The following is a 13,191-nucleotide window of genomic DNA, read 5'->3' on the forward strand; positions in this document are numbered from 1 at the left end:
GTGTGACAGGGACCACGGAGGGCTGTCAACCCTCTTTATTTGGTGGAGTCTCGTATGACGAGTTCGTGCGGGAGGAAGGTTCGTCCCTTGCGATGTGAACCCTCGACGGTCATCCGCTCCAGGAGTTCAGCGAAGGCCACGCGGCCCATCTCGTAGGCGGGTTGACGGACGGTGGTCAGCTCCGGGACGCACATTTCTGCTTGGGCCGAGTCGTCGAAACCGGCTACGGCAATGTCTTGTGGAACTCGTAGTCCGGCGTCCGTGAGTTCACGGACGCAACCTGCTGCGACTACGTCGGTTCCGCAGAAGACTGCATCCGGAAGGTCTTTCGTCTCCAGGAGCTTCTTTGTGAGACTACGACCGGCGTGGAACCCGAAGTTGCCCTCTCCCAGCAGGATCTGGTCTTCTTCCAAGCCTGCTTCCTTGAGTGCCTGGCGGAAGCCCTCCTCGCGCAGCCGGCCGGAGCGGGCGCCTCTATGAGCGAGCATGGCCAGCTTCTTGGCACCGGTGTCAATGAGGTGCTTGGTGATGTCGTAAGCGGCCTGGCGGTCATCGATCGACACACCGAATGCCGCCTCGGCGTCGACGATTTCACAGACCTGGACAACGCTCATTTGCTCGGCAACTGTGTTGACGTCATCGTCCGGCATCGTTGGCGAGAAGATCACCAAGCCGTCCACGGAGCCGTTGCGCAGCATGTCGACGAGTTGCTGTTCGCGGTCGAGGTCTCCGTCGGTCGCTGCAATGAGGCTGACGTAGCCCGAGTCCGCCGCGGCGTCGCCGACACCTCGGAAAACTTCACTGATCACGAGCGAATCCAGGTTCTTGGCGAGTGCCAGGACGCGCATTGTGCGGTCTCTCCGGAGATCCCTTGCTGAGGCGAGAGGGCGGTAGCTGAGCTCCTTTATGGCGGCGTTGACCTTCTCCTTGGCCGACGAACTGACAGCCGAACTACCATTCAGAACGCGCGACACCGTCCCCACGGACACACCCGCCGTTTTGGCGACGTCCTGAACTGTGGGCCGAGCCATACGATTATCCTTCCGCGAGCAGTGACGATGGTCCTTGCCGCCATGCAACTTCCGTGCCCACAGGCGCTCCTCAGCATATCTGGAGTATGGAGAGCGATGTGGGCTGATGGGTCAGTCGAAGTTACACCGCTGGCGCGATCACTGAAAGCGGTCATAAGGGTACCGACTCGGGGATGGGGCGTGCCGTGCCACTACGCTAAACAACGAACCAACACCACCTGCCAAAGTCTCGTCAAAGGCGTGAACTCATCAACATTGAGAAAATCAACATGAGACAGTTTGCTCGGACATCGCAAACCACTGATACAAGGGCATATGGATTGACCATGACGTCAGGAGAGGGCTCCTGTCAAAGGATCGTTTGTTAGGACGGGACAGCCAGGCTTGGCAAGTGGCTTGAAGGTGCCCAGTCTCGCGGATGTGGATTTTGTACGCTTCGTGGCGACGCTCGGTAGTGATCGTTACGCCAATGGGCTTAGGGCGGAAGTTCGTTTGGCGCATATTGTGGCCGGAGATCGAACTAAAGACGCATTCCACTCATCCGGGTACCGCTACGGCCGCCAGACGACGAAGTCGCGGCCGTAGCAATCGTTGCAGTCGCATCTGGGCCAGCCTAGCTTCTTGTCCCAGAAAAGCGCCGATGACTCAGTGGGACCAGCATAGATCTCCCAATTGCGGTAATCATCCACGAGTTCCTTAATGACCATCCGGCCGATCTGAGCCCCGCTGCGCTGCATGTCCGCACGAACCTCGATCGCGTCGAGTAAGACGGCTCGGGTTGCCCGCCTATGCGTGTGGCTCGAGTACGTGGGGGTTAGCAGCATGCGCGCCACCTCGTTGTCTCCGTCTAGCGAGTACGACCGCCATTGGTGATCGGTGCGCCCCATTGAGCGCTCTAACCACATGGAGGGAGTAAAGCCGATATCATCGGCGTAGTTGGGCTGCCACCGTCCATTGACGAGGGTCGTTTCCGCCAGCACCCACCTAAGCTTGGTCATGCTTCAGACTCGCCGTCCGATCTGGGGTGGTAGGGCGCGCCAGGCGCAGGGCACTTTCTTCAATCATTAAGTATCTTTACGCGCTCAGGTTTCCACTGGCTGCGATCACAGTTGCGGGCCAAAGTCAGCTGATGGGTTCCTCGCCCTCGCCGGAGCTTGCAGTGTCACCGTCGCTATCGTCGACCTCAAGCTTGAAATCTCCCGCCCAACTCACGACGGGTCCAAGCCAGCCGTACCTCGAAAGACCCTTCAAGTCGGTTTCTACCGTAGCCCCGTTGATGACTTTCAGTACTCGGAAATCAGCAGATATCTGGCGACTCTGGCCTCGCAGCGTTACCTTCGCGAGTTCGCCCTCCTCAAATACCCACTCATCGCCGTCGGATATCCATGTCGTCTTAGTAGCCATATCGCGATGCTACAGCACCCGATGCCCGGCTAACCCAAGGGAGGAAACGAATCGTCTCCCAGCTGTAATTCTGCTCAACGTTTGATTGCTACTTGCTGGGAAGGGTGGCACAAACGATCGGTTGCACCTAACTTCTTGTACACGGAACGTCTGATACATGGTGGGCATTGGAAGATGCAGGTCAGAGGTAGCCGAATCACGCCGGCCCCGCTGCCCCCAAGGGGCCGCTATCCCCCAAGGGGCCGCTATGTTGGATGTCTCCCGACCCGTTTCCCCATGAGCGCTTCGCTGGCACGGTGAGAGACCGGCCAACGGGCACCTTGGTGGTGACTCGGCATAATCTGAAGCTTGGACATGAGACGCAAGCTTTGAACACGAGGGTTAATTTTGAGCGACTACGGTGAGGACTATCTGCGACGCCTACTCAACGCTGTAGGTCGGTTCGATGCGGCCTTCAACGCGTGGATGGAAACGCAACAAGAATCTGACCATGTTTCTTCCCGTGGTCTTTTCCCAACTGTCTGGAAAAAAGACGGAGTTGATTCTTCACAGGTCCTCCTCCTCGAGCTCGAAGTCGCGGAGGCCGCCGGGCTCGCAGCACGCGCGGTCGCCGTAACTGGTGCCTACATTTCCGTTGCAGGACTGGGTCTTATCGATCCCATTTCAAACTGGTCGTTCATGTCATCCCCGAGGGCTCCTCTTGCACCGCGCGATGTTCGGATGACCAGCGCGAACGTCAAGGGACGGCTAGAAGCAATGCTCATCGACGCGCAGAGCACCGCCGACTCGAGCCTGCCAAGCTTTTCCCCTGCCCACCTGCACCCCGTGATCTGGTCCGGGGCAGCTGCCCACTGGACAGCTCACCAGTTCCGAGTTGCCGTCCGCGAAGCTGCTGAAGGGCTGACCGTCCACTGGAAGCAAAAGCTTGGCCGCAATGACGTCGACGACACCGTGTTCTGGCAGCAGACTCTGTCATCAGGTGAGGCTGGCTCTGGTCGACCCAAGCTTGTCTGGCCCGGACCGGCCGACGACAAAACGGCCAAGAGCATGCGCGGCGGCCTCGAACCTCTCGCGAAAGCATTGAATGCCTTAGCTACAGGGCTGAATCTGACTGTTAGAAATGTGACTACCCACACCAGAGATGAGCTCACTGAGCAGCAAGCAATGGAGCGCCTTGCCGCGTATAGCTTTCTCGCTCACCTACTTGACCAGTGCCAGGTAGACCGCTTCGAAAGCGATCCTGTCCGCTAGAGGAACGGTTACGGTCGCCCGCTGAGCGTTGTGCACCTTAAGTTGCAGGATTGGGTGGCTGTCATCGGAGGCGATGTCGTCGAAAAACCACCGTCACGCTCGAAAAGTCAACCGTGCAGGATTCCGAGCAGCCGGCCACGATGCCTTGAAATCCTGCAGTATGGCGGAATATCCACTGTTGCCTCGTGTGAGGCTCCAGCCCAAACACAAGCAGGGCTATCGTGCCTACTCAGCGACAATTGGGTCATGAGCGCACCCCTTAACGGCGAGATCGCCGCAGCTATTGGGCAATTTTTTTTCAGAGGCGAAGGGCCTTCCCACACAGTACTTACGCAGGCATTTGTAGCCTCAGGGTTATCGGAGCATGACCCTTACAACCCCACAACTCAAACCCCAAACAAGCAGCACCGCGTGCTCGCTGTTTGTCGGGCCGGAGCGCGTAAGGCCGCCAGCGCTCGAAAGCTGTGCGAGGAGCTACTCGACGCGCTTCGGCTGCACGGTAGTTTCAGCACGTCACAGGATAGTCAACGGGTCAACGGCCTACGCGCAGCATTGACGCACGCCGGCTGGGGGCTGTCGGAAGACGGGAGGCTGGAGCATTTGGGGAAGATCGATCTTGAAACCGGTGGACGGTCAGCCTTAGACGAGCAGCTGGAACGACTGCGTAGGAACATAGACGACCCGGCAGCGTTGCTCGGAGGCGCCAAAGAATTGATCGAGGCAATCGCCAAGTTTGTACTAGAGGAAGGTGGTTTGTATCCAGACCCACGTATCCCTTTCCCAGGCCTAGTGGACCTGTCGTTTGAACGATTGGCTCTGCTTCCTGCTGTCGTCAGTGATTCCGCGGAAGGGACAAAACAGATCCGCGAAATTTACAGGTCTGCCAAGAAAACAGTTATTGCCGTCAACGAGCTGCGGAATCTTCAGGGAACGGGCCACGGCAGAACACTCCCTACAGGGGTCACGACGGAAGCGGCGCGCTACGTAATCCGCGAAGCAACGCACGTGGCCGAGCTAATGCTCACAACTCATGACCGCCAAATGGGCAAATAGGCAGCCGTGGTGACGTCTTTGGAGGGTCCAGGTGGCCTAAGACGGCCTCGGTGACCATGCAGGCCTGACCGTGTTCCTGTTGACGGTGGCTGGCAAGCCGAAGCACCCAGATGCCTTGATTGAAGGAAAAGGTCAGCTTGGAAGTGGTCTTCGACGATTTCCACGGAGATGATGGTTCAGACGATAGTTCGAGTACAGAAGCTGGGAGCAATGAAAAAGTACGAGGTCGGAGAATTTAGCTTCCGCACGAAACGCGAGGTCCGGGAACTCCTAAAGACCGTTTTAGAGGAGCTCGAAGCCGACGAAAGAGTCACAGACTCATTCGTGTCTAGTCTGCTCACCGCCTTAGCTAGGGAGCACCCTGCGGCTGCTGACAAGATCGGCGACGGAATCGAATACTGGGTTGTTGCCTCGAACAAAGATCTCGGATACACATCGAAGGGCTTCCGCGCGAAGCAACGCGACCGGGACGAACTTGTCCTTTTCAGTTACACGGATGTCATAAGCCCACCTAAGCAACAAGCGTTGGTGGCAGAAGCCCTGACCAGAGAGGCTTTGGAGATTACTCGCAACTTCCGTACAGCTGCATTTGCCAGCGGGCCAGTTCAGTGTGCATTGACTGCAAGGGAGATCCCAGAGAAGACCATGGCCGATGTCGTGCACTTGAATCCGCCGAGGGCACAGCTGCACCAGAGGTTCCTGGCGTCCGAAGGATTGACCTACGAGGCCGTTGAACTGATAAAGCACGATACGGAATCCGGATTCCGACTGGCGGACCGCGATCTTGCTGACCGGTGGAGAGAGTTTCAGAACGGACACTTGGAGGGATTGGCGATCGTTTTGCGACGCGAGCGTTAGGACCTGGTGGAGCTCGCTTATTCGACCAGTTGACTTCGACAGGTACGGGCTTTTGGATTCCCGCCAATGTGTGCTGAAAGATCCTTCGAGGGCGTTCGGAGACGTCACAGAGCGCTTTCGCTTGCAGAATTGCGGAGCGACCGCCAGATGCGGTCACGAAGGCTCGGTGGCAGCTATTGTCGAGACTGAGAATTGCTGCCCGAACTAGATAGCGGATCAGGAGAACGACTACGTGGCGAAGGTTGACTACAAAGTGAGTGTACTGGTCGAGAAGATCGCCCGGAGAGAACTCCAACTCCCTGAGATGCAGCGGAAGTACGTCTGGACCGCCACGAAAGTTCGTGACCTCCTCGACTCTCTTTATCGAGGCTATCCTTCTGGAGTCATCCTTACCTGGGAGCCAGCCGGACATGTGGAAACGACCGATTTCGCAGTGGCCACGGAAGCGGGCGGCATGAAGCCTCTGCTGCTTCTGGACGGACAGCAGCGCCTTACGTCACTGTCGGCGGTCCTGCGCGGCGAGCCAGTGAAGGTAAAAAATAGAAGCCGGCCTGTAGAGATCCTCTTCAACCTCGATCATCCCGATGAGCTGACATTCATCACGGAAGTCGGGGATGATTCAGAAAGCAACGAGGATGCGGACGATCCGGATGAGGCAGAAGACGACCTTCTGACGCGAGTCAAGCGCCGCACTTTCGTCGTGGCGAGCAACCAATTGCTTGCCCTGCCCAACTGGATAAGAGTGACTGACGTGTTCAAGAAGGAGGAGGGAGAGATCCTCCAACAGGTCGGGCTAACCGGCTTTGGCGACCCCAGATATAGCAAGTACAGCGCCCGACTAAAGGCACTCAAAGCGATCGAGAACTACGAGTACCGTGTCGATGTCCTCGAATCCACGAAATCCTACGAGGAAGTTACTGAGATCTTCGTTCGGGTCAACTCGCTGGGCACCAAGCTGCGCAGCTCTGACCTGGCGCTGGCGCAGATAACCGCGAAATGGAATGGCTCCTTGGCGATGTTCAACGCATACCAAGCTCTGCTTGCCGGCCGCGGGTTCGATCTCGATCTCGGTGTCCACCTCAAGACCCTCGTCTCCCTCATCACAGGCCAGTCGAGGTTCCTTACAGTAGGCTCCCTGAGCCGCAGCCAACTCGAGGACGGCTGGGAGCGGACCATGCGCGCGCTGAACTTCGCCATCGATTTCGCCAAGAATAACCTTCACATCGACAGCCCATCCCTGCTCTCCTCTCCATTCCTTCTGATTACCCTCGCTTATTGGGCGGACCAGCGCGGCTACAGGAGTGCACCAGAAGACGCTCAGAACTTCTCCCAATGGTTCCTGACAGCGAACGCCAAAGGCCGATACTCGCGCGGCTCCAGCGAAACTCTTCTGGACCAGGATCTAGCCGCGCTCAGGGAGGGTGGTGGGGCAGCCGAACTGAACCAGCGGCTTGTCCAACAAGTCGGGAGGCTTGCGTTCACCCCCGCCGATCTGGCGGGCCGTACTGCGCGAAGCGGCGCGTTTAAGACGATGTTTCTGGCATTCCGCGCGAACGGAGCCCAAGACTGGACAACAAACCTCAAGATCAGTCCGAAACACGCTGACAAAGCGGACAAGATCGAGTTCCACCACATCTTCCCGAAAGCATACATGCGCGAGGCGAGAAAAGACCTCGACCCTCGTCTCGTTGACGACATCGCCAACCTTGCCTTCATTGGGGCCCGGACGAACAAAGAAATCAGCGCCCAAGCTCCTATGGAGTACGCCTCTTGGTTCCCTGAAAAGGTCCTGAAGGCACAGCTGGTCGAGTTCCCAGACGGAACGGGTGCCCCCGAACGCTTCGAGAAATTCATCGAAAACAGGCGCAATGCGCTAACCAGAGAAATCAACAAGTTCCTCGGGCTTAGCGAAATCCAATAATTACGCCCGTTCGAAGACGCCATCACCCCCGCGATTCCGGATGTCCAGTGAGGGATCCCCCTTACGTTCCACCGCTCGGGAACCCCTTCCCCGTCAATACTGAGACGCTTCACGGCGAGACGACTAAACGAGACGCGATGGTGCGCGGAGATCCTGAGTAGCTGGCGTGCAGGCCGCAGCTGCAGCCCTGTCTCAGAAGGCATTACCTTTTCAAGACAACGCAGGACTCCAGACGGCAAACGGCTGCGCCGACGCCGAACCGGTCCTATCTAGGCACCGTCCTACAACTAGACTCAGTGTCGTGGCTACATATGACCCTTCTGGACTTGCTCGAGAACTCGGCTATACCAACGAGCAAAGGCCGGGGAAGGTCGTGCGAGACTACCTGCGCAAGAAATACCCAGACCACCCCAAGTACCAACGCTGGGTGCTGGATGAGACTCAGGCTGCAGACGTTCGCGCCAACGTCCCTCGGAAGCGTTGGGGCTAAGGGTCCGTCTAACTCGAATGGCTCGTCTTGACGCTGGGCCGGCATGTCCAGGAGGTCACAAACCTTCCATACTCGATGTGACCAACTTTGATATCGGCTTTGAGTTCTGAGACATCCGAACGAACACACTCCGCTGCTTTGACTCTGCTTGTTCTGGTCCCTTCAAAAACGGTCGTTTCTGACCTACCTGTTTAGTCAGCCCATATGAAATGAAGGCCTGCTCCCTCGGGGTCCTCGTCGTACGTGTAGCTAGCGAGTCCCAAATTCCGTTCGCATGAGATCAGTGCGGTGTCAAAGATGCCGTTCTGACTCCGCTTCTCCCACCGCCAGGGATGGTCCTCGTCCCACCAGGTATGTGAAAGGTCGGGTCCCGTTAGAATGAATGGGAGGTTGGGAGCGTTTTGCCCGCTTGAAGTCCTGATCATGGTCGACCGTTCAACGTGTGCGCGCAGGTCTTGACGCTCTTCCGGAGAGAGTTCGGTTTTCAGCGTTGCGAAGATCAGGAGCGATCTCACGTTATTTTTGGTCAGTTTTGTCCGGAGGAACTCGAGGTTTGCGATGTCTTTGGCATCGATTCTGTTTGCAGTCTTGACCTCTCCTAGGACTGCTAGCCACTCTCGCTCCGCAAGGTAGGTGGCAATGTCTGCTTCGACCTTTCGTCCTTCTACTGTGATCTCAAATCCGAGCACCAGAGGCGGAATGCTTTCGGTATGGCGCAGTTGCTGCAGGACCGAAGTAGTGGCAAGTGCTGGCAGAAGCGCTTCAATCTGGTCCGCGCGAAGGTGCGCAGCCAGTCGGTAGCGCCACTCGGGGAGGGCCAGACTATGGGAAAGCGCCAAGTTGTATGTCTGTCCGCAGAATTCGCACAACATTGAAGGACCCAGTCCTTCCACAGATACATAGCTGTCAACGCGACAGTGACTGCAGTGGACTCTTAAGGTTGGAACGAAAAGCCCGCTGTGAAACAAGTGGTTCACAGCTCGGGTTGCGTACTCTTGCGGGGTCAGGTCGCTGTCCATGACAGGGTGGGGCCATTTCCCTCTGTTTTTTTCTACGCAATTGCGGAGGTGGGGAAGTGATATGCCGGCCGCCTTTCCTGCGGCCAACGTCACAGCAGCTCTTACGCCAGCCTGGTTAAAGGTTCCGCTATAGGGGCCGCCAAATCTTTCTGCGGCGCGTGTCTGAAACTTTCCGACGTCCGACTGACTGATCTTGGCCGCTTTGCTGTCGAACAACAGGCCTAGGACGTCTTGGCAGAATAAAAAGGGAAATCTCAGGTGCTCCGAGGTGGCATCCAGACCAAAGACAACACCGTCGTATCTAGACCGAACATGTTCAAGGCCGTGAACGTTATACCGGTCCCGGAGCAGCGCTGCGTGACGGCGGAACGGTGGGATCTGAGCTGTAAACCGGGGGTCTTGGCCGCGGATCTCTCGTAGTTCAACTTCCGCAGCCACAATTCCCCGCATGAACGAGCGTCTGGAACTACCCATTAGAGGCACTTGTGGCAGGTCAACATCAACGCCGTGGGCCTCTGGACGGAAATCCACTCGAACGGTCTTAGTGAAGTCTGTATCCAGCCCTTCAAAAATGAAGGATGACAGTAACTCTGAGTGCCCTTCCTGAACCGTAAGTCCATCGGCATGCGCAGCCGCTTCAATCGCCTTCATCACTTCAGCCGATGCCTTGTCAGCCCCAGTGATAAACAGAACTTCCTGCTCCTCCCCGCCGATCGTCACTCTGTGGCGAGGAAGTCGTTGGGAGAGTAGAAAATTGACTAGATCCGGATCCCCTTCAGATGGAATTCCAATTACGTTGCAACCAAATGCTCGTGCGTTCCAGAAGGCCACAATGTCGCCCGGGAGGTCGGGCTGCAGGATGAATATGCTGTCCCCAATCCCCCGATGGTGTATTAGGGTGCCGGCGTCGGTGTACACCATTGACTTGGCTAGCGCGGCGCATTCTACTGCGCCCAGGTCCCTCCCCGGTAGGAATTCCGAAAGCGGCAGGCGCAGGCACTGTGCACCAATTCTGTCCGTGAGTCCCCACAGCGCGGCCAGCACTAGATCTGCAGGGTCTTCCGGAGACCAAACGGGTTGAACAAGCTTGACGGGATCAAGCATTTCCCGAAGCGGAAGAAGTCCCTTTCGGAACCTTTCCTCCCCCTCTTCGCCGAACGGTCCCCATGGCCCACCACCTCGCCAACCCCAACCCGGCTTCCTCAAAAACTCGGCGAGCGGACCCTCTGCATTCTCGGCATACATCGAGTCGACATCGAACATCTCTCCCATCTTTTCCAGCGACTCAATGTCTGCGTTCTTATCAAAGATCGGCATGGACCGTCCGCCCCATACCGAGCTGAGGTTCGCAATTGCTTCACGGACTTCGACTCGAGATTTTGTGTCTACCAGCAAGCCAGTCCGCCATGGACGGACTGTTACCTTCCCCCGGGCCTCTGCCATCTCAGTTCTCATGATTTGATCGTACTGACTCAGCAATGCCAGGAAGGCGCAGCCCCTCATATCGCGGACAGTCGTCTATTCACGGGCTGCGGATCAGTACCGATCTCTTAGGACCGAAGCCGTGACGCACCGACACAACCGGGCGTTGTTGAAGGCACGCCACCACTCATAGGGACTGAAAAAGATGAGGGCAGATACTCCGGCAAAGTGCATGAAACTTCTAATGTTCGTCCCGACACCCATTTTCGATGTTGACCCAACCAGCACTGCGATCTATCCGGAGCGGGCAGCTGCGAACAGGCGACCCTTCTCGTTGTCATTCTTGGCTTCGTGAATAAACCGGACCATGTGTTCGGGCACACCACGGCGACGCAGCTGATCTTTGAGTTCGCCGTAAACGTTCCACTTCTCCGAGGGTGTGCCGAAATCACAGAAGACCAGTTGCAGGGCGCCGGGGACCGGATCCGTTTCCCCGGTGGAGGGGTCGGTGTAGATGCGGTCTTTGTGTTCCTCGTACACGCTGGCCAGCAGGGCGGCTGTGGCGCTGATCTTGGTGGGTCCGTGCTGGAACAGTGCGGGATCCACGAGCCTCATGTCCAGGGCGGCTTTGCGGCCGTCTGAGGAGACTTTGAGCATGTTGTCTTCCTCAGAGGCGACAAGACGTTGCTGGATAGCGTCGACGCGGTTGCCGATGTCCTGAATGTAGTTACGCAGTTCAGGGCTGGGTTCGACGGCGAGCATGTTCGGCTGGCGGAGCCCGTCCCCGTCGCGGGCGGCGAGCGTTGGGACTGGCAGTTTGAGGTCTTCGGCGGTTTTGACGTCGGCGAAGGTGTGGAACATCTTCAGCAGTTCGGGGACGTTTTGGAACTTCGCGAACCGGCTCTTGAGTTTGAACCGGTCACCTCCGGCGACGGAGAGTTCCATTTCTTCAACGACTTGGCCGAACGTGGCGGCCCAGGTGTTGAAGTCCTTGATTCCGGCTGCTTGGATCAGGTCCGGGCGCAGGTAGCGTTGCATGACGTACATTTTCATGACGGAGTTCGCGATCGGTGTTGCTGTGACACCGGTGATCACGCGCCGTCCTTCGCGTTCGCGTAGGAACTCGGTCTTCATGTGAAGATCGGGTGCGCGGGCTGAGCCTGTGATCGCGGCGCCGGGGATGTTCGACGGTGTTTCCAAGTTCTTGTAGTCGTGCAGCTCGTCCACAACGAGGTACTCAATGCCGGTTTCCTCGAAGCTGATGCCGGGTCGGCGGGAGTGTCGAGTTTGGCTTTGAGGGTTTTTTCCTGGGCCAGGACTGCCTTTTCCAGCCGTTTGATGATGCTGGCGTTGGCTCGTCCGTTGTCCTGGCCGTTGTTATCGACGGTTTCCAGCTCGGCTCGCATCTGGATGACTTCAGTGTTGATGCAGGCGGCTTCGGCTTCCGGGATGAGGCTTACCCGCTGGAAGGCGGTGCGGGTCATGATCACCGCGTCCCACTGGTTCGCGGCTGCACGGGCAACGAACTACCGGCGCTTGTCACCTGCCAAATCAGCCGAAGATGCGGCGAGGATCCGCGCCCGGGGGTAGATCTGCAGCCATTCACGGGCGAATTGTTCGAGCATGTGGTTCGGGACGATGACGGCGGGCTTGTTGACCATGCCCAGTCGGCGCAGTTCCATGACGCCCATGACCAATGTCCGCGGCTAGCCCCAACCGGACCTTTTCCAATGAGGCAACGGATCCACCCCCGCGGACCTTTTCCATGAGTCTCGTCGCCCCCTTGACTCCCACCCCCACCTTCCCTAAACTTTTCATAAAGCAGAATCTAAATTCCACTAAGCGGAAACTGAAGCCAAGTACCAAGGCTCAGCCAAGCAAGCGAAGATAGATCCAAGCCCCTCCTCGGAAGGACCTACGATGACGTACACAGTGAACTGCTCCATCCTCCTGACGGAGCTGCCCTTGCTCGAGCGCCCCGCCGCCGCGAAGGCAGCCGGTTTTGACGCCGTCGAGTTCTGGTGGCCCTTCGCCACTTCGGTTCCCACCGACAAAGAAACAACCGAATTCGAAACCGCCATTAAGGACGCAGGCGTTCAGCTCACGGGCCTGAACTTCAACGCTGGCAACATGCCTGGCGGTGACCGCGGCCTGATTTCCTGGAAGGGACGTTGCTCCGAGTTCAAGGACAACATCGACGTCGTAGCTGGCATCGGTGAGCGCCTGGGTTGCAAGGCCTTCAATGCCCTCTATGGCAACCGCCAGGACGAGTTCACCCCTGAAGAGCAGGACGAACTCGCCGCCAAGAACCTCGCCGCAGCAGCAGAAGGCGTCGCCCGCATCGGCGGCACCGTCCTCCTCGAACCGGTCAGCGGCGCACCCAAGTACCCGCTCCTCACCGCCGAAGACGCACTCAAGGTCATCGCCCGCGTCAAGGCAGAATCCGGCGCACAGAACATCAAGCTCCTCGCCGACTTCTACCACCTGGCAGTCAACGGCGACGACGTCGAATCCGTCATCGAGAACCACGCCAAGGACTTCGGCCACATCCAGATCGCCGACAACCCCGGCCGCGGCGCTCCCGGCACCGGCACGCTCCCCCTCGGCGAATGGATCGCCCGCAGCCGCGAACTCGGCTACGACGGCTACATCGGCCTCGAGTACAAGGAACCGCAGGAAACGGCCTTCAGCTGGGCCATCCGCCAGCGCGCCAACGCCAACTAAGCATCCAGCACACCTGAG

At 57.9% G+C, this 13,191-nt stretch carries 12 protein-coding genes; 5 read left to right on the forward strand and 7 right to left on the reverse strand.

Annotated elements, in window-relative coordinates; genetic code table 11:
• Positions 1-35 precede the first annotated feature (35 nt).
• The 3 genes from JOE60_RS15240 to JOE60_RS15250 all read right to left on the reverse strand — a co-directional run bounded on the left by JOE60_RS15240 (position 36) and on the right by JOE60_RS15250 (position 2,435).
• On the reverse strand, positions 36-1,031 hold the full coding sequence (locus JOE60_RS15240) for a LacI family DNA-binding transcriptional regulator (RefSeq protein WP_167267313.1): 996 nt from the start codon (positions 1,029-1,031) through the stop codon (positions 36-38).
• A gap of 551 nt (positions 1,032-1,582) precedes the next feature.
• Positions 1,583-2,029, reverse strand: coding sequence for a hypothetical protein (locus JOE60_RS15245; protein WP_167267315.1), 447 nt, complete (start codon positions 2,027-2,029; stop codon positions 1,583-1,585).
• 124 nt (positions 2,030-2,153) lie between these two features.
• Positions 2,154-2,435 (reverse strand): hypothetical protein, encoded by a 282-nt coding sequence (locus tag JOE60_RS15250; RefSeq protein WP_167267318.1) that lies wholly within the window; start codon positions 2,433-2,435, stop codon positions 2,154-2,156.
• 387 nt (positions 2,436-2,822) lie between these two features.
• On the opposite strand from JOE60_RS15250, the gene JOE60_RS15255 reads away from it, so the two are divergent.
• The 4 genes from JOE60_RS15255 (at position 2,823) to JOE60_RS15270 (ending at position 7,518) form a co-directional block, all read left to right on the forward strand.
• Complete coding sequence (locus JOE60_RS15255) at positions 2,823-3,686, forward strand: TIGR02391 family protein (protein ID WP_167267320.1); 864 nt, start codon at positions 2,823-2,825, stop codon at positions 3,684-3,686.
• A 246-nt stretch (positions 3,687-3,932) separates the two neighbouring features.
• Complete coding sequence (locus JOE60_RS15260; RefSeq protein WP_167267322.1) at positions 3,933-4,739, forward strand: abortive infection family protein; 807 nt, start codon at positions 3,933-3,935, stop codon at positions 4,737-4,739.
• A gap of 210 nt (positions 4,740-4,949) precedes the next feature.
• Positions 4,950-5,597: a DUF3223 domain-containing protein gene (locus JOE60_RS15265; protein ID WP_167267324.1), complete on the forward strand. Its 648-nt coding sequence runs from the start codon at positions 4,950-4,952 to the stop codon at positions 5,595-5,597.
• A gap of 232 nt (positions 5,598-5,829) precedes the next feature.
• Entirely contained in the window at positions 5,830-7,518 is a 1,689-nt protein-coding gene (locus JOE60_RS15270; RefSeq protein ID WP_167267326.1) for a GmrSD restriction endonuclease domain-containing protein, read from the forward strand.
• Between the two features lie 681 nt (positions 7,519-8,199).
• Here JOE60_RS15270 and JOE60_RS15275 read toward each other — a convergent pair.
• From JOE60_RS15275 to JOE60_RS18395, 4 genes are all read right to left on the reverse strand, one after another.
• Positions 8,200-10,482, reverse strand: coding sequence for a hypothetical protein (locus JOE60_RS15275; protein WP_204814946.1), 2,283 nt, complete (start codon positions 10,480-10,482; stop codon positions 8,200-8,202).
• Between the two features lie 261 nt (positions 10,483-10,743).
• Complete coding sequence (locus tag JOE60_RS18385) at positions 10,744-11,583, reverse strand: hypothetical protein (RefSeq protein WP_239528880.1); 840 nt, start codon at positions 11,581-11,583, stop codon at positions 10,744-10,746.
• Positions 11,580-11,933 carry a hypothetical protein gene (locus JOE60_RS18390; protein ID WP_239528881.1) on the reverse strand — a complete coding sequence of 118 codons (354 nt, stop codon included), beginning with the start codon at positions 11,931-11,933 and terminating at the stop codon, positions 11,580-11,582. The genes JOE60_RS18385 and JOE60_RS18390 overlap by 4 nt, the downstream gene beginning before the upstream one ends.
• A gap of 42 nt (positions 11,934-11,975) precedes the next feature.
• Positions 11,976-12,140: a hypothetical protein gene (locus JOE60_RS18395; RefSeq protein WP_239528882.1), complete on the reverse strand. Its 165-nt coding sequence runs from the start codon at positions 12,138-12,140 to the stop codon at positions 11,976-11,978.
• A gap of 229 nt (positions 12,141-12,369) precedes the next feature.
• Here JOE60_RS18395 and JOE60_RS15285 point away from each other — a divergent pair, with 229 nt between their 5' ends.
• On the forward strand, positions 12,370-13,173 hold the full coding sequence (locus JOE60_RS15285) for a hydroxypyruvate isomerase family protein (RefSeq protein ID WP_167267330.1): 804 nt from the start codon (positions 12,370-12,372) through the stop codon (positions 13,171-13,173).
• The last annotated feature ends 18 nt before the right edge of the window (positions 13,174-13,191 follow it).

It is taken from the genome of Paenarthrobacter ilicis (assembly GCF_016907545.1).
GTDB lineage: Bacteria > Actinomycetota > Actinomycetes > Actinomycetales > Micrococcaceae > Arthrobacter > Arthrobacter ilicis.

What these genes read in the sequence shown, in the direction of transcription:
- JOE60_RS15285 (WP_167267330.1), top strand. Translation starts at nt 12,370, where the DNA reads ATGACGTACACAGTGAACTGCTCCATCCTCCTGACGGAGCTGCCCTTG.
- JOE60_RS15240 (WP_167267313.1), bottom strand. Translation starts at nt 1,031, where the DNA reads ATGGCTCGGCCCACAGTTCAGGACGTCGCCAAAACGGCGGGTGTGTCC.
- JOE60_RS18390 (WP_239528881.1), bottom strand. Translation starts at nt 11,933, where the DNA reads ATGACCCGCACCGCCTTCCAGCGGGTAAGCCTCATCCCGGAAGCCGAA.
- JOE60_RS15275 (WP_204814946.1), bottom strand. Translation starts at nt 10,482, where the DNA reads ATGAGAACTGAGATGGCAGAGGCCCGGGGGAAGGTAACAGTCCGTCCA.
- JOE60_RS15260 (WP_167267322.1), top strand. Translation starts at nt 3,933, where the DNA reads ATGAGCGCACCCCTTAACGGCGAGATCGCCGCAGCTATTGGGCAATTT.
- JOE60_RS18385 (WP_239528880.1), bottom strand. Translation starts at nt 11,583, where the DNA reads ATGAAGACCGAGTTCCTACGCGAACGCGAAGGACGGCGCGTGATCACC.
- JOE60_RS15265 (WP_167267324.1), top strand. Translation starts at nt 4,950, where the DNA reads ATGAAAAAGTACGAGGTCGGAGAATTTAGCTTCCGCACGAAACGCGAG.
- JOE60_RS15245 (WP_167267315.1), bottom strand. Translation starts at nt 2,029, where the DNA reads ATGACCAAGCTTAGGTGGGTGCTGGCGGAAACGACCCTCGTCAATGGA.
- JOE60_RS15250 (WP_167267318.1), bottom strand. Translation starts at nt 2,435, where the DNA reads ATGGCTACTAAGACGACATGGATATCCGACGGCGATGAGTGGGTATTT.
- JOE60_RS18395 (WP_239528882.1), bottom strand. Translation starts at nt 12,140, where the DNA reads ATGGGCGTCATGGAACTGCGCCGACTGGGCATGGTCAACAAGCCCGCC.